Here is a 14195-nt window from a genome sequence, read left to right as displayed (position 1 = left end):
TCGCCCTTGATCGCGGTTTTCCCATTGCCGCGGGTGTTCGTGCCCGTGGGCACGCTTGCAATTGCTCGACGCCAAAAATCTTGGGGCAAAATCGGCACGGAGTGTGGCACAATGATGGCGCATGCCTGCCGTCTCGCCTTCCGCCGGCCGCCGCGAGCGCCGACCCCCGCCGCCGCTGGATGCCGCGGCGCTCGATCGGCTGGCGCTGCGCTATGTGGAACGGTTCGCCACCAGCGAGGCGAAGCTGGCCGATTACCTGCGCCGCAAGGTGCGGGAGCGCGGCTGGGAGGGCGCGCCCGCCGATCCGGCGGCGGTGGCCGCCCGGATGACCGCGCTCGGCTATGTCGACGACCTGGCCTTTGCCGAGGCGCGCGCGCGCTCGCTGGGCCGGCGGGGCCTGGGCAAGCGACGCATCGACGCGGCCCTGCGCGCGGCGGGCATCGGCGAGGACGAGCAGCAGGCGGTTGCGCCGCAGGTGGAGGAAGGCGCGGTGGAGGCGGCGCTGTCGCTGGCGCGCCGCAAACGGATCGGACCGTTTGCGCGTGCGCAGGCGGAACGGCCGGAGCGGGAGAAGCAGTTGGCGGCGATGCTGCGCGGCGGCCATGCGCTGGATCTTGCCCGGCGCATCGTGCGCATGGCGCCGGGGGAAGACGTCTCCACCCTGTCCCAGGAGTGAGATAAAACAGTTTTGTGCAGCGCCGCACGATCGTGCTAGGCACCCGCCCCGGGGGATCGAATGCGTCAAGAGCCGCGCTCCGTGCCTGTATCTTCGGAGCATCCCGAGCCTGCCGGGATGGCCGATGGCGTGCGCCTTTCCGGCGTGCTGAAATGGTTCGACGTGACGCGCGGCTTCGGCTTCCTGGTGGCGGACGATCCGGCGCTGGGCGATATCCTGATCCACTTCTCGGCGCTTGCCGCGCATAATCGCCGCTCGCTGCCCGAGGGCGCACGGGTGGACTGCGTGGCGGTGCGGCGAGACCGCGGGTTGCAGGCGGTCGAGGTCCTGGCGATCGACCTGGCCGATGTGGTCGAGCCGCGGGGCCGGCCGGCAGACCGGCTCGACCCGCAGAGCCTGCTCGCCGAGGCCGGGCCGTTCGAGCCCACGCAGGTGAAGTGGTTCAATCGGCTGAAGGGCTACGGATTCCTGGTGCGCGATGCGGACGGCGCGGATATATTCGTCCACATGGAGACGCTTCGCCGCGGCGGGGTGGCCGAGGTGGAGCCCGGCCAGCCGCTGCGCGCCCGGATCGTCGATGGCCGCAAGGGGCCGCTCGCCGTGGCGGTCGAACAGGACTGAACGTGATGATGCTTCGCCGACCCCGCGCCGCTTTCCTGCCCGCGCTCGCCGCCGGACTGATCGCCGCCGCCTTGCCCGGCTGCACCCCCGGCACCGCCAACGCCACGGCCGAGGCGAAGCAGACGCTGCTGCCGGTGACGGTCACGGGCGCGAAGGGCGTTCACACGTTCAAGGTGGAAGTCGCCAAGACGCCGGCCGAGCAGGAGCGCGGGCTGATGTTCCGCACCGACATTCCGCAGGACGGCGGCATGCTGTTCTACCCGTATCCGGCCGCCGGCGGCCCGCCGCAGGTGGCCAGCTTCTGGATGAAGAACACGCCATCGGCGCTGGACCTGATCTTCATCCGGGCGGACGGCACGATCGCCACCATCGCCGAAAACGCCGTGCCCTTTTCCGAGGCGCCGATCGGGTCGGGCGAGCCGGTCGCGGCGGTGCTGGAGCTGCTGGGCGGCCGCGCGGCCGCGTTGGGGATCGCGGAAGGCGACAAGGTCAGCTGGCCGAAGTGACGCGATCGACCGTCCCGACTGCAACGCCGGTTGCTGGCGGGCGGGCGTCGCGCTAAGCGCGGAACACCATGGGCATCAACCTCAATCCCTTCACCTGGTGGAACGGCGCCACCATCGGCACCTGGTTCGGCCTGCGCGGCAAGACGCGCATGGGCGAGGACTCGCTCGGCAACGTCTATTACGAGGGCGGGCGGGACACTGCCGGACGCGCGCGCCGCTGGGTGATCTATGCCGGCGCCAACGACGCCAGCCGCATCCCGCCGGAATGGTTCAGCTGGATGCACCACCAGATCGACGGCGTGCCCGACGCGGCAATGCCGAAGCACCGCGCGTGGCAGAAGCCGGCCGTGCCCAATCTCACCGGCACCGCGCTGGCCTATCGTCCGCCGGGTGCGCTGGAGAAGGGCGGCAAGCGGGCCGTCTCAACCGGCGACTATGAGGCCTGGACGCCGGACGCCTGATGCGCCGCGCCCTTCTGGGCCTGATCGTCGCGGTCCTGCTGGCGGTCGGCGGCTGGTTCGGCTGGCGTGCGTGGCAGGACCGGCAGGCCCCGGCTCCGGCCACCGCCACCATTGTCGAGCCCACCGCGCTGGACGAGGCGCCGGCGCCGACCGACGTGACCACGGTGGACGTGGAGGAGGGGGGCGTCGACCCCAACAAGGGGGCAACGCCGATGGCGCAGCGCGTCGCCGTGCTGGGCGTGCTCAACAAGCGCAACGGCCAGACACGCGACGTGACGCTGAAGCCGGGCGGGGCGGTGCGGCTGGGCGATCTCATCGTCCGCCTGCGCGCGTGCGAGCGGACCGCGCCGTGGGAGGACCAGCCCTATACCGGCGCCTTCGTGCAGGTGGATACGCTGGAGCTGGACCGGCGCTGGCACCGGGTCTTTTCGGGCTGGCTGTTCAAGGAGCAGCCCGGCCTGAACGTGGTGCAGCACCCGATCTACGATGTCTGGCCCAAGAGCTGCGCGATGACCTTTCCGGAAGCGGGCGCCGACTCGGTCGCGGCGGCGACCGGCGAAGCGGGGCGGTCGAGCGCGAAGAAGTCCCCGGCTCCTGCGCCCTCTCCCTCGGCGTCGCCGAGCACGCCGGCGAGCGCGTCCGCCAGCAACCCGGAATAACGCGCGGCGGAAACCTCCACCGCGCCCAGCGACGCCAGGTGCGGCGTCATGAACTGGCAGTCGAGCAGCGAGAAGCCGCCCACCCGCAGCCGGGCGACAAGCCAGCCGAGCGCGACCTTGGACGCGTCGCGCGCGCGGCTGACCATGCTCTCGCCGAAGAAGGCCCGGCCGAGCGCCAGCCCGTACAGGCCGCCAACAAGCTCGCGGTCGTGCCAGACCTCGATCGAATGGGCGAAACCCATCCGGTGCAGTTCGACGAATACCTGCTCGATCTGGGCGTTGATCCAGGTATCCGGACGGTCCGCCGCCGCTTCGGCGCACAGCGCGATCATCGGCTCGAACGCCTGATCGGCGGTGACGCGGAAGCGCCCGGAGGCGATGGTCTTGCGGAGCGAGCCGGAAAGATGAAAGCCGTCCAGGGGAAGCACGGCGCGCTGGCGCGGCTCGACCCAATGGACGTGATCGGCGGTGCGCGCATCCGCCATGGGGAAGGCGCCCACCGCATAGGCACCCAGCACCAGGCGCGGATCGAGCGGTTCGGGAGCGGAGGGAGCGGCGCGGTGCTTCACGCGGCAAAGGTGGCGCGGCGCCGGCCCGAGGGCAAGCGCCGCGCGATGCGGATCAGGAGCGAACGCTCAGGCGTGGCAGACGAGCGAGCCCTTGCCCGGCTGCTTGAGCGTGACGTTCTTCTCGTCGCCGGTCAGCGAATAGCCCTCGGCCGTGTAGGGCTGGCCGGCTTCCGGCGCCTTGAGCTGGGTCGGCTGGCCGCCCTTTTCGGTGCGCACGTTCACCTGCTTGTCGCCCTGGAAGAAGGTGACATAGACGAGGCTGTTGTCCTTGCAGCGCAGCGTCACGTCGGCGCGCACGGCCGGCGGCAGCTCCACCGGCGCGGCATTCGCCAGCGCGGCGCGGTTCGGATCGGGCGCGGTGGTGTCGACCACTTCGGGCGCGGGTTTGTTGCAGGCGGCCAGTGCGAGCAGCGAGGCCAGAGCGGAAAGGGGGAGGGAGAGCCTGGTCATAACGGAAGCCGCTTCGCGCATGCGAGAAGCCGGGTCAACAGTTATGAATTTGACACATTGTTTCCGTTGTGCGCCGCGCCGGGCGAAAGGTATTGCCGCAGCGCCTGCCAGGCTGGCAGCTTGGCGGCCAGACCGATCGTGTGCAGCGGGCTGGACGAGGGGAGGGTGATGAGATCGGGCCCGCTGTTCTTCAGCACCGGCGCGCCCTGCCGCCACGCGGTTCCGCCGTTGAACGCCACGGCGCGCAGAACTGGCAGGCTCGCGACGAGTGTCGCCAGGTCGTTGCCTGCCGCCTCCCGGATCGCCGCATCCGTGCTGCCCGGCCGGATGGCGGAGGCGACCACGTCCCACAAGCCGACCCCGGCGGCAAGAAGCGCGAGGAGCCGCTCGTCATAGGGCAGGGCGGGCAGATCCGGGCGCTCGACCGCCGCCCCGATCAGGCGCCAGAACTGGTTCTGCGGATGCGCATAATAGCGCCGCTCCGCCAGGCTGCGCTCGCCCGGCAGGCTGCCCAGCACGAGCAGGCGCGTGTCCGCGGCCACGACGGGCGGAAAGGAATGCTTGCGCGGCTGGCCCGTCATCGGCGCGCCCCGGCGGCGGCGCGGGCATGGCGCGCGGGGTCCAGGCGATGCCTGCCGTGTCTCATTCCTCGCTCGATTTCCCGAATCACCTTCCGCCCCAAGCTCCGATTGCGCCCGGCATATATGTGGTGGATTGCCGCGCGGGCGATCGCAGCCCATCTGTGCACCATGCAGACCGCCAGCGACACGCTTTCCCTTATCGGCCATACCCCGCTCGTGCGCCTTCGCGGACCGAGCGAGGCGGCAGGCGCCGACATCTTCGGCAAATGCGAATTCGCCAACCCCGGTGCCTCGGTGAAGGACCGTGCGGCGCTGTTCATCGTCGAGGATGCGGAGGAACGCGGCCTGATCCGTCCCGGCGGCACCATCGTGGAGGGCACGGCGGGAAACACCGGCATCGGCCTGGCGCTGGTGGCCAATGCCAAGGGCTATCGCACGATCATCGTGATGCCCGAGACGCAAAGTCGCGAGAAGATGGACACGTTGCGCGCGCTGGGCGCGGAACTCGTGCTGGTGCCGGCCGCGCCCTATTCCAACCCCGGCCATTTCGTGCACACCTCGCGCCGGCTGGCCGAGGAGACGCCGAATGCGATCTGGGCCAACCAGTTCGACAACATCGCCAACCGTCGCGCGCACATCGTGGGGACGGCGGAGGAGATCTGGGCGCAGATGGACGGGCGGGTCGATGGCTTCACCTGCGCGGCGGGTACCGGCGGAACGATCGCCGGCGTCGGGCTCGGCCTCAAGGCCAAGGACGAGCGGGTCTGCATCGCGCTGAGCGACCCGCACGGGGCGGCGCTCTACGATTACTACGCCCATGGCGAGCTGCGGTCGGAGGGCTCCTCCGTTGCCGAGGGGATCGGGCAGGGGCGCATCACCGCCAATCTGGAAGGCGCGCCCGTGGACACGCAGTTCCGCATCTCGGACGCGGAAGGGTATGAATGGGTCGATCGCCTGCTCAAGGAGGAAGGGCTGTGCCTGGGTCTTTCGAGCGGCATCAACGTGGCCGGCGCGGTGCGGCTGGCGCGGCAGCTGGGCCCGGGCAGCCGGGTGGCGACGATCCTGTGCGACACCGGCTTTCGCTACCTGTCCACCCTCTACAATCGCGAATGGCTGGAGGCGAAAGGACTGGTGCGCGAGCGCGACCTTGCGATGAGTTGAGCCGGGGGGTCGACAAACAGGCTAGAGGCCGTTACATTTTTACAACAGTGATGAAGACCACCGCGCAGGAACCGGGCCAGACGTCGCAGCGCGTCAAGGTCGGCATGATCGGACTGGCCGCCGTGCTGCTGCTGATCGGGCTGGCAGCGGCGATCTTTTCCAGCGTCAGCAAGGATCGGCCGCTCGCCGGCGCGCATGCCGACGCGATCGCCAACATGGCCATCGCCAATACCAGCGTGCCCGGCGACCTGCCCACCAGCGAGCCGCTTGCCGAACTCGGCGTGGCACCGGCGACCTCGGGCAACAGCAGCATGGCGCGGCGATGACGGGCATGCGCTTCAGGGAAAATCGGGGAAAACCTGCGCAGCGGCTGCCGATCGCCCGTGCGCGGCCGGTTTTCGGCATCGGGGAGAGGCCATGGCGATGACGGCTGCTCCCGCTCCAGCCCAGGGAACTCGGCCGATCTAAGTCGAATTCCCGCGCTGTCCCCGGAAATCCCCTTGTCTCCCCCTTAGTGGCATAGTAACCCTGTTTAGCGACAGGGGCTGACTCTCCTTGCCCGGATGGGCTCTCCGAAAGACGCGCGATCGGCGCGCTTTTCGGAAACGGGATCGGCTTGCCTGCTGAACGGCGGGGTAGGCGTTGACCGACAGGGTGGAATATCAGGGGGACGGTTTCGGCCTTGTCGATGACAAGGGCCGGGTCGCTATCCCTGCGTCCCTGCGAAGCGCGCTGGCGGCCAATGCGCCGCGCGCCGACGGCAAGGATGGCGGCAACGTCGTCATCGCCGTGCACCAGAAGAACAAGTGCCTGATCGCCTATGACCCGGCCTATCGCGCGGTGCTGAAGCGCCAGGCCGATGCACGCGAGGCCAACTACACCGCCGACGACGGCGAGTTCGACTACAACATCAAGCGGCGCGTCAGCCATGGCGAGGAAGTGCCGTTCGACGGCTCCGGCCGCTGCATCCTGCCCGGCTTTCCCCGCGATTTCGCGAACATCGACAAGCACGCCTTCTTCTGGGGCGTGTTCGACTATTTCGAGATCTGGGACCCAAAAACGCTGATCGACACCGAGGGCCTGCCCGACGTGATGAAGGCGGCCGCGCGCTACCACCTCAAGCAAAAGGGGATCGCGCTGTGAGCGTGCAGCCCCATGTCCCCGTCCTGCTCGACGAAGTGGTCGCCGGGCTTGCGCCGCAGCCGGGCGAGACGATGGTCGACGGCACGTTCGGCGCCGGCGGCTACACGCGGGCGCTGCTCGCGGCGGGGGCGCGGGTCGCGGCGTTCGACCGCGATCCGGATGCGATCCGCGACGGGCAGGCGCTGGTGACGGAGAGCAACGGCGGGCTGATCCTCGTGCCGGCCACCTTCTCGGCCATGGCGGCCGAACTGGCCGCGCGCGACATCGCCGCGGTGGACGGCGTCACGCTGGATATCGGCGTGTCCTCCATGCAGCTCGACCAGGCCGAGCGCGGCTTCTCGTTCCAGGCCGATGGCCCGCTGGACATGCGCATGAGCCAGGAAGGGACAAGCGCGGCGGATTTCCTCAACACCGCCGACGAGGAAGAGATCGCCGACGTCCTTTACCATTATGGCGAGGAGCCGAAGAGCCGGCGGGTCGCGCGGGCGATCGTCGCCGCGCGCCCGCTGACGCGCACCGGCGAGCTCGCCAACGTCGTGCGCAAGGCGCTGGGCCACAAGCCGCACGACAAGAAGGACCCGGCGACCCGCACCTTTCAGGCGATCCGCATCCACGTGAACCGCGAACTGGGCGAGCTGGAAGACGGGCTGGCCGCTGCCGAGGCGGTGCTGAAGCCCGGCGGCCGGCTGGCGGTGGTGACCTTCCACAGCCTGGAGGACCGGCTGGTGAAGCGCTTCCTGCGCGAGCGTTCGGGCGGCAATCCCGGCGGCTCGCGCCACCTGCCGCAGGCGGAGGCCTCGGCCGAACCCACTTTCGAGAGCGTCGGCCGCGCAGTGCGCGCGGGCGAGGCGGAACTGGCGCGCAATCCGCGCGCGCGATCGGCAACCCTCAGAACCGCCCGGCGTACCGGGGCGGCATCCTGGACTGGCAAAGGAGCGTAAGAGAGATGTTGGCGGCAGCCTGGAAGGGTCTGGGATATTTCGCGGGCGCCACGGCGGTGACGCTCGGCTTCCTGGCCGTGCCGTTGCAGGTGGCGGGCGAGCGCAAGAAGCTCGACAAGACGGTGGCGCAGATCCTCGCTGCCCACCGCGACATCCGTGCGCTGGAAACCGAGTTCGAGACGCGCGGCAGCCTGGCCCAGCTGGAGCGCTGGAACGGCGACACGCTGCGCCTGACCGCGCCGACACCGGCGCAGTTCGTGCGCGACGAGGCGCAGCTGGCCAGCATGAGCCTGTCCGGCAGCCCCGCCGTGCAGACCGCCGCGCTGGTCGTGCCTTCCGCACCGGACATCGTCACCAATGCGCAGCCCCAGCCTGCCGTCGTCGTGCAGCCCACGGCCACCGTGCCCACGGTAACCAAGGTGGCGGCCACCGCGGCCCCGTCGCGCGCCACCCCCGCGGCCAAGCCGGCGGCGGCAAAGGCGGCGCCGGCCCCGAAGGCGGCGCCCGCGCCGGCGATCCTGCGCGTGGCATCGGTGCAGCCCGCCCCGCGCGCCCGGCTGCAGAACATCGCCATGCTTGACCGCAAGCTGCTGAGCGACCGAACCCTGTCCGACCTGGTCAGCGGCTCGCGCGCCGAAGCGAGCCGCCTGCGGTGACCGCGCTGGTCGCCCGCCCGCTGCCCCAGCATCGCCGCGTCGATCAGCGCCACCAGCTGATCGCGGTGGCGCATCTGCGGCTGATGATCGTGATGCTGCTGTTCGCGGCCGGGGTCACGCTGGTGCTCGGGCGACTGGTGATGCTGGGCTTCACCGCTGAGGCGCCGGACCGCAGCGGCGCGGGCGCAAGCCTCGTCGGGCGCGACGACATCGTCGACCGCAACGGCGCGCCCCTGGCGCGCACGATCGAGGCGTGGGCGATCGGCGTGCAGCCGGAAAAGGTGCTGGGCGACAAGCTGGCCCTGGCCGAGAACCTCGCCGATCTGATGCCGGATCATGACGCGAGCTATTTCTACGCGCTGCTGACCAAGCCGGTGCGCTTCACCTATCTCGAGCGGCATGCCTCGCCCGCGCTGGTGAATGCGGTGCACGCGCTGGGCGAGCCGGGCCTGACCTTCGGCCGCGAGGCGGAGCGGCTGTACCCGCAGTCCACGCTGGCCGCGCATGTCCTTGGGTACATCGGCCCCTCCGGCGACGATCCCACCGTGCTGGGCCGGGCCGGCGTGGAGCGCGCGTTCGAGGACCGCCTGATCGATCCGGCCTATCACGGCCAGCCGCTGGCGCTGTCGATCGACGCGCGGGTGCAGGCGGCGCTGGAGAGCGAGCTTGGCCATGCCATGGCGACCATGCAGGCCAAGGGCGCGACCGGCGTGGTGCTCGACGTGGATACCGGGGAGGTGCTCTCCATGGTGTCGATGCCGACGTTCAACCCGAACCGGCTGCAAGGCGCCAATGCCGAGGCGCTGCGCAACAACGTGACGCAGTCGGTGTACGAGCTCGGCTCCACCTTCAAGCCGATCGCCATGGCCACCGCCATCGATACCGGCGTGGTGACCGACATGGCGCGCCGCTTCGATGCGACCAAGCCGCTGCATGTCGGCGGCTTTACCATCCACGACCATGATGGCGAGAACCGCTGGCTGGATATCCCCGAAACGCTGATCCACTCGTCCAACATCGCCACCGCGCGGATCGCGGACGAGATCGGCAAGGACCGCATGCAGGCGATGTTCAAGGCGCTGGGCTTCGACACCCGGCCGGACATCGAGCTCAAGGAAAAGGGCCGGCCGATCTGGCCGACCTACTGGGCGCGCACCACGGTGATGACCACCGCCTATGGTCATGGCATCGCGGTGACGCCGTTGCAGCTGGCCAGCGCCTATGCCACGATGGTGAATGGCGGCACCTGGCGGCCGGCGACGCTGATGAAGCTGGCGCCGGGCCGCGCGCCGCAGGGCCGCCGCGTGCTGTCGGAGGCGACCAGCGCGCGCATGCGGCAGCTCCTGCGCCTGATCGTCACGCAAGGGACGGGTCGCAAGGGCGAGGCGCCCGGTTATCGCGTGGGCGGCAAGACCGGCACCGCGGAGGTTTCCGGCAAGGGCGGCTATTCGCGCAACACCAACGTTTCCACCTTTGCCGCCGCCTTCCCGATGGACCGGCCGCGTTATGTGGTGGTGGCGATGCTCGACAGCCCGAAGCGGGTGCAGGAGAACAGCTTCCAGACGACCGCGGCCTATACCGCCGCGCCGGTGGTCAGCCGCTTCATCCTGCGCGCGGGCACCATGCTGGGCGTGATGCCGGACGAAACCAAGGACATCGACGTTTCCGAACTCCTGCCGCTGCTCTGGCGCCAGCCGAACGAGAACGGTAAGGATCCGGAATGAAACTTTCTGCCTTGGTCGGGGGTGACAACGGGGCACCAGCGGCCGCCCTGGCCGCCGACCAGCAGGTGACCGGTTTCGCGATCGACCACCGCAAGGTCGCGCCGGGGACGATCTTCGGCGCGTTTCAGGGCGCGCGGGTGAACGGCGAGGATTTCATCCCCGCCGCGGTGGCCAGCGGCGCGGTGGCGGTGGTCGCCCGGCCGGAAGCGCGGGTCGAAGGCGCGCTGCATATCGCCGACGCCGAGCCGCGTCGCGCCTTCGCCGCGCTGACCGCGCGCTTCTTTGCGCCCTTTCCCGACACGTGCGTGGCGGTGACCGGCACCAACGGCAAGACCTCCACCGTGGAGCTGACGCGGCAGCTGTGGCGAATGGCGGGCTTTTCCGCTGCGTCCATCGGCACGCTGGGCGTGACCACGGGCGACGAGCGCGTGACCACCGGCCTCACCACGCCGGACGTGGTCACGTTCCTGTCCAACATGGCCGGGCTGGCACGCGAAGGCGTGAGCCATGTCGCGTTCGAGGCATCGAGCCACGGCCTCGACCAGTTCCGCTCCGAAGGCGTGCCCGTCCGGGCGGCGGCTTTCACCAACCTCAGCCGCGACCATCTCGATTACCACGGCACGATGGAGGGCTATTTCGACGCCAAGGCGCGGCTGTTCGGCGAGGTGCTCGGGGTGGGCGGCACGGCGGTGATCTGGACCGACCGGCAGGCGGAGCCGATCCGCGGCGAGTTGCCGTGGCGGCTGCTGGCGAAGGTGGCGGCCGATCGCGGGCTGCGCGTGCTGACGGTGGGCGAGGACGGCGAGGCGCTGCGGCTGGTGGCGCGCGAGCCGGGGCTGCTGGGGCAGGTGCTGACGGTGGAGGCGGACGGCCGCGCCTGCACGGTCAAGCTGCCGCTGATCGGCGCATACCAGGCGTACAATGCGCTGACCGCCGCCGCGCTGGTGATCGCCACCGGCGGTGACGTGGCGCAAACCCTGGCGCAGGCCGAGCGGCTGCAACCCGTACGCGGCCGGCTGGAACGGGCGGTGATCGCGATGGCCGGGGCGCCGGTTTATGTCGATTACGCGCACACTCCGGATGCGCTGGAGGCGGCGATTGCGGCGCTGAAGCCGCATGCGGCCGGGCGGCTGATCGTGGTGTTCGGCGCCGGCGGCGACCGTGACACCGGCAAGCGCGCGGCGATGGGCGCGGTGGCCGTGGCGCAGGCCGACACCGTTTACGTCACCGACGACAATCCCCGCTCCGAGGATCCGGCGGCGATCCGCGCGATGGTGCTGGAGGGCGCGATCGGCGCGACGGAGATCGGCGACCGTCGAGAGGCGATCGGCGCGGCGATCGCGGGCGCGGGGCCGCAGGACATCGTGCTGATCGCGGGCAAGGGCCACGAGCAGGGGCAGGTCGTGGGCGACCGCGTGCTGCCGTTCGACGACGTGACGGTGGCGCGGGAGATGGCGGCATGAGCCTGTGGACCGCTCGCGAGATCGCCGCAGCGACCGGTGGCATCGCCTCCGCAGACTTTGCCGCCGAAGGGGTCACGTTCGGCAGCCGGGAGGTCGGGCCGAACGACCTGTTCCTGGCGCTGAAAGGTGAAACGACGAACGGTCATCGTTTCCTCGACGGAGCCTTCGCGCAAGGCGCTGCCGGGGCGCTCGTCAGCGAGCAGACCGCACACCCGCATGTCGAGGTCGCCGATACCTTCGCGGCGCTCGAGGCTCTCGGCAAGGCGGCGCGGGCGCGCACGGCGGCGCGGATCATCGGCGTCACCGGATCGGTGGGCAAGACCTCCACCAAGGAAGCGCTGTTCGCCGCGCTCGACCGGGCGCAGCCGGGCGAGGCGCATCGTTCGGTGAAGAGCTACAACAATCACACCGGTGTGCCGCTGAGCCTCGCGCGGATGCCGGCGGCGTCACGTTACGGCGTGTTCGAGATGGGAATGAACCATCCCGGCGAGCTGGCCCACCTGACCACTTTGGTGCGCCCGCACGTGGCAATGGTGACCGCCATCGCGCCGGCGCACACCGCCTTCTTTCCGGACGAAAGCGCGATTGCCGACGCCAAGGGCGAGATCTTCCGCGGGCTGGAGGCGCCTGAAGGTGGCAGGGGTGGCGTGGCGATCGTCCCGTTCGACAGCCCGCATCGCGACCGGCTGCGCGCCGCGGCCGAGCCCTATGCGGGACGGATCGTCACCTTCGGGCTGGACCGGGGGGCGGACGTCGCCGCGCTGGAGACGATGCGCACCAGGACCGGCGGCACCTTCGTCACTGCGCGCGTCGGCGAGCGGGAGTTGAGCTTCACCGTCGGCCAGCCGGGGCAGCATTGGGTGTCCAATGCGCTGGGCGTGCTGGCGGCGGTGGATGCGGTGGGCGGCGACCTCGGCATGGCCGGGCTGGCGCTGGCCGAGCTCGGCGGGTTGCAGGGCAGGGGCGCGCGGTTCCTGGCGCCGGTGTCCGGCGGCGAGGCGCTGGTGATCGACGAAAGCTACAACGCCAACCCGGCCAGCATGCGCGCGACACTGGCCGTGCTGGCGCTGGAGCCTAGCCGCAAGCTCGCCGTGCTGGGCGAAATGCGCGAGCTGGGGACCAAGTCGGCCGCCTATCATGCTGGCCTGGCCGAGCCGATCCTCGCTGCAAACGCCGGGCCGTTGGTTCTTGTCGGCGAAGCGATGGCGCCGCTGGCGGAGGCGCTTGAGGGAAAAACCGATTTCGTCCATGTGGCCGACGCCGCTGCCGCGCGCGCCGTCCTGAAGGACATGCTGGCGCCGGGCGACGCGGTTCTCATCAAGGGATCGAACGGGGTGGGGCTCTCGGCGCTGGTCGCGGGCCTCAAGGCTGGGACACTGTAATGCTCTACTGGATCGCGCAGTATCTCGGCTTTCCGCACCTCCTCAACCTGGTGCGCTACCAGAGCTTCCGCACGGGCGCGGCGGTGGCGACGGCGTTGTTCATCGGCCTGTTGATCGGGCCGAAGTTCATCGGCTGGCTGCGCGTGCGCCAGGGCAAGGGCCAGCCGATCCGCACCGACGGGCCGCAGAGCCACCTCGCCAAGCGCGGCACGCCGACGATGGGCGGGCTGATGATCCTGACGAGCCTGTCGCTATCGATCCTGATCTGGATGGACCTGAGCAATCCGTTCGTCTGGGCGTGCCTGTTCGTGACGCTCGGCTTCGGCGCGATCGGTTTCCTCGACGACTATGACAAGGTGCGCAAGGCGAGCACCGCGGGCGTCTCCGGTAAGGTGCGGCTGCTGCTGGAGTTCGCGGTGGCGGGTATCGCCTCGGCGATCATCATTCACGAGAACGGCACGCACCTGTACCTGCCGTTTGCGCAAGGGCTGTCGATCGATCTCGGCTGGTTCTACATCGTCTTCGCCGCCTTCACGATCGTGGCGTTCGGCAACGCCGTGAACCTCACGGACGGGCTCGACGGGCTGGCGACCATGCCGGTCATCATCGCGGCGGTGACGTTCATGATCATCGCCTATCTCGCCGGCAACGTGAAATTCGCCGATTATCTCGGCATCCCGCACGTACCGCGCGCGGGCGACCTGGCGATCTTCTGCGGGGCGATGATCGGGGCGGGGCTCGCCTTCCTGTGGTTCAATGCGCCGCCCGCGGCGGTGTTCATGGGCGATACCGGCAGCCTGGCGCTCGGCGGCGCGCTGGGCGCGATCGCGGTGGTGGCGCATCACGAGATCGTGCTCGGGATCGTCGGCGGCCTGTTCGTGGTGGAGGCGCTGTCCGTCATCATCCAGGTGTTCTTCTACAAGCGGACGGGCAAGCGCGTGTTCCGCATGGCGCCGATCCACCACCATTTCGAGCAACTGGGCTGGAGCGAGCCGACCGTGGTGATCCGCTTCTGGATCATCGCGCTGGTGCTGGCGCTGGCCGGCCTGTCGACGTTGAAGCTGCGGTGATGAGGGGCGCTCGCCTTGCCCTCACCGTCATGCCGGGCTTGTCCCGGCATCTACGGTGCCGCGCTTCCGACGGGTTCGGGTTTGCGGGCCGGTGGACCCCGGAACAAGTCCGGGGTGACGGTGATGTATGGG

Annotated in this window: 16 protein-coding genes and 1 pseudogene; 14 read left to right on the top strand and 3 right to left on the bottom strand. The window is 69.9% G+C overall.

All coding sequences use genetic code 11. The features are described from left to right. Positions 1-121: 121 nt before the first annotated feature. The 5 genes and pseudogenes from DVW87_RS04730 to DVW87_RS04710 form a co-directional block, all read left to right on the top strand. Positions 122-676 (top strand): regulatory protein RecX, encoded by a 555-nt coding sequence (locus DVW87_RS04730; RefSeq protein WP_114686555.1) that lies wholly within the window; start codon positions 122-124, stop codon positions 674-676. A 117-nt stretch (positions 677-793) separates the two neighbouring features. Continuing rightward, positions 794-1297 (top strand): cold-shock protein, encoded by a 504-nt coding sequence (locus tag DVW87_RS04725; protein ID WP_239017808.1) that lies wholly within the window; start codon positions 794-796, stop codon positions 1295-1297. Positions 1298-1302: 5 nt separating this feature from the next. Continuing rightward, a complete protein-coding gene (locus tag DVW87_RS04720; protein WP_114686553.1) occupies positions 1303-1803 on the top strand; it encodes a DUF192 domain-containing protein in 501 nt (166 codons plus the stop codon). 68 nt (positions 1804-1871) lie between these two features. Next, a complete protein-coding gene (locus tag DVW87_RS04715; protein WP_114686552.1) occupies positions 1872-2264 on the top strand; it encodes an NADH:ubiquinone oxidoreductase subunit NDUFA12 in 393 nt (130 codons plus the stop codon). After that, positions 2264-2710: pseudogene (locus tag DVW87_RS04710) on the top strand (DUF2155 domain-containing protein); the annotation flags it as partial. The gene DVW87_RS04715 and the pseudogene DVW87_RS04710, both read left to right, overlap by 1 nt. A 35-nt stretch (positions 2711-2745) precedes the next feature. Here DVW87_RS04710 and aat read toward each other — a convergent pair. The 3 genes from aat to DVW87_RS04695 form a co-directional block, all read right to left on the bottom strand. Beyond that, entirely contained in the window at positions 2746-3492 is a 747-nt protein-coding gene (gene aat / locus DVW87_RS04705) for a leucyl/phenylalanyl-tRNA--protein transferase (RefSeq protein ID WP_114686551.1), read from the bottom strand. A 66-nt stretch (positions 3493-3558) separates the two neighbouring features. Beyond that, positions 3559-3942, bottom strand: coding sequence for a hypothetical protein (locus DVW87_RS04700; protein ID WP_114686550.1), 384 nt, complete (start codon positions 3940-3942; stop codon positions 3559-3561). 41 nt (positions 3943-3983) lie between these two features. Beyond that, positions 3984-4523, bottom strand: coding sequence for a DNA-deoxyinosine glycosylase (locus DVW87_RS04695; RefSeq protein WP_114686549.1), 540 nt, complete (start codon positions 4521-4523; stop codon positions 3984-3986). 168 nt (positions 4524-4691) lie between these two features. Between DVW87_RS04695 and DVW87_RS04690 the strand changes: the two genes are divergently transcribed. The 9 genes from DVW87_RS04690 to mraY all read left to right on the top strand — a co-directional run bounded on the left by DVW87_RS04690 (position 4692) and on the right by mraY (position 14063). Continuing rightward, entirely contained in the window at positions 4692-5684 is a 993-nt protein-coding gene (locus tag DVW87_RS04690) for a cysteine synthase A (RefSeq protein ID WP_114687073.1), read from the top strand. Between the two features lie 50 nt (positions 5685-5734). Next, positions 5735-6010 carry a hypothetical protein gene (locus tag DVW87_RS04685; RefSeq protein WP_114686548.1) on the top strand — a complete coding sequence of 92 codons (276 nt, stop codon included), beginning with the start codon at positions 5735-5737 and terminating at the stop codon, positions 6008-6010. Between the two features lie 316 nt (positions 6011-6326). Then, positions 6327-6827, top strand: a complete 501-nt coding sequence (locus tag DVW87_RS04680) for a division/cell wall cluster transcriptional repressor MraZ (protein WP_114686547.1) — start codon at positions 6327-6329, stop codon at positions 6825-6827. Beyond that, entirely contained in the window at positions 6824-7768 is a 945-nt protein-coding gene (gene rsmH, locus DVW87_RS04675; RefSeq protein WP_114686546.1) for a 16S rRNA (cytosine(1402)-N(4))-methyltransferase RsmH, read from the top strand. Before DVW87_RS04680 ends, rsmH begins: the two co-directional genes overlap by 4 nt. A 5-nt stretch (positions 7769-7773) precedes the next feature. Continuing rightward, the gene (locus tag DVW87_RS04670) at positions 7774-8424 is read left to right on the top strand and encodes a hypothetical protein (protein ID WP_181814720.1); all 651 of its coding nucleotides are present in this window, start codon (positions 7774-7776) and stop codon (positions 8422-8424) included. After that, positions 8421-10148, top strand: a complete 1728-nt coding sequence (locus DVW87_RS04665) for a peptidoglycan D,D-transpeptidase FtsI family protein (RefSeq protein ID WP_114686545.1) — start codon at positions 8421-8423, stop codon at positions 10146-10148. The genes DVW87_RS04670 and DVW87_RS04665 overlap by 4 nt, the downstream gene beginning before the upstream one ends. Beyond that, the gene (locus DVW87_RS04660; protein WP_114686544.1) at positions 10145-11611 is read left to right on the top strand and encodes a UDP-N-acetylmuramoyl-L-alanyl-D-glutamate--2,6-diaminopimelate ligase; all 1467 of its coding nucleotides are present in this window, start codon (positions 10145-10147) and stop codon (positions 11609-11611) included. Before DVW87_RS04665 ends, DVW87_RS04660 begins: the two co-directional genes overlap by 4 nt. After that, positions 11608-12993, top strand: a complete 1386-nt coding sequence (locus DVW87_RS04655; RefSeq protein WP_114686543.1) for a UDP-N-acetylmuramoyl-tripeptide--D-alanyl-D-alanine ligase — start codon at positions 11608-11610, stop codon at positions 12991-12993. The genes DVW87_RS04660 and DVW87_RS04655 overlap by 4 nt, the downstream gene beginning before the upstream one ends. Continuing rightward, positions 12993-14063 (top strand): phospho-N-acetylmuramoyl-pentapeptide-transferase, encoded by a 1071-nt coding sequence (mraY, locus tag DVW87_RS04650; RefSeq protein WP_114686542.1) that lies wholly within the window; start codon positions 12993-12995, stop codon positions 14061-14063. The genes DVW87_RS04655 and mraY overlap by 1 nt, the downstream gene beginning before the upstream one ends. Positions 14064-14195: the final 132 nt, after the last annotated feature.

The organism is Sphingomonas aracearum, assembly GCF_003345355.1.
GTDB lineage: Bacteria > Pseudomonadota > Alphaproteobacteria > Sphingomonadales > Sphingomonadaceae > Sphingomonas > Sphingomonas aracearum.
This window is presented reverse-complemented; position numbering and strand designations above follow the sequence as displayed.

Bases quoted from the DNA above. Each gene is read 5' to 3' on its own strand.
- DVW87_RS04730 (WP_114686555.1), top strand. From the start codon at position 122: ATGCCTGCCGTCTCGCCTTCCGCCGGCCGCCGCGAGCGCCGACCCCCG.
- DVW87_RS04725 (WP_239017808.1), top strand. From the start codon at position 794: ATGGCCGATGGCGTGCGCCTTTCCGGCGTGCTGAAATGGTTCGACGTG.
- DVW87_RS04720 (WP_114686553.1), top strand. From the start codon at position 1,303: ATGATGCTTCGCCGACCCCGCGCCGCTTTCCTGCCCGCGCTCGCCGCC.
- DVW87_RS04715 (WP_114686552.1), top strand. From the start codon at position 1,872: ATGGGCATCAACCTCAATCCCTTCACCTGGTGGAACGGCGCCACCATC.
- DVW87_RS04700 (WP_114686550.1), bottom strand. From the start codon at position 3,942: ATGACCAGGCTCTCCCTCCCCCTTTCCGCTCTGGCCTCGCTGCTCGCA.
- DVW87_RS04695 (WP_114686549.1), bottom strand. From the start codon at position 4,523: ATGACGGGCCAGCCGCGCAAGCATTCCTTTCCGCCCGTCGTGGCCGCG.
- DVW87_RS04690 (WP_114687073.1), top strand. From the start codon at position 4,692: ATGCAGACCGCCAGCGACACGCTTTCCCTTATCGGCCATACCCCGCTC.
- DVW87_RS04685 (WP_114686548.1), top strand. From the start codon at position 5,735: ATGAAGACCACCGCGCAGGAACCGGGCCAGACGTCGCAGCGCGTCAAG.
- DVW87_RS04670 (WP_181814720.1), top strand. From the start codon at position 7,774: ATGTTGGCGGCAGCCTGGAAGGGTCTGGGATATTTCGCGGGCGCCACG.
- DVW87_RS04660 (WP_114686544.1), top strand. From the start codon at position 10,145: ATGAAACTTTCTGCCTTGGTCGGGGGTGACAACGGGGCACCAGCGGCC.
- DVW87_RS04655 (WP_114686543.1), top strand. From the start codon at position 11,608: ATGAGCCTGTGGACCGCTCGCGAGATCGCCGCAGCGACCGGTGGCATC.
- mraY (WP_114686542.1), top strand. From the start codon at position 12,993: ATGCTCTACTGGATCGCGCAGTATCTCGGCTTTCCGCACCTCCTCAAC.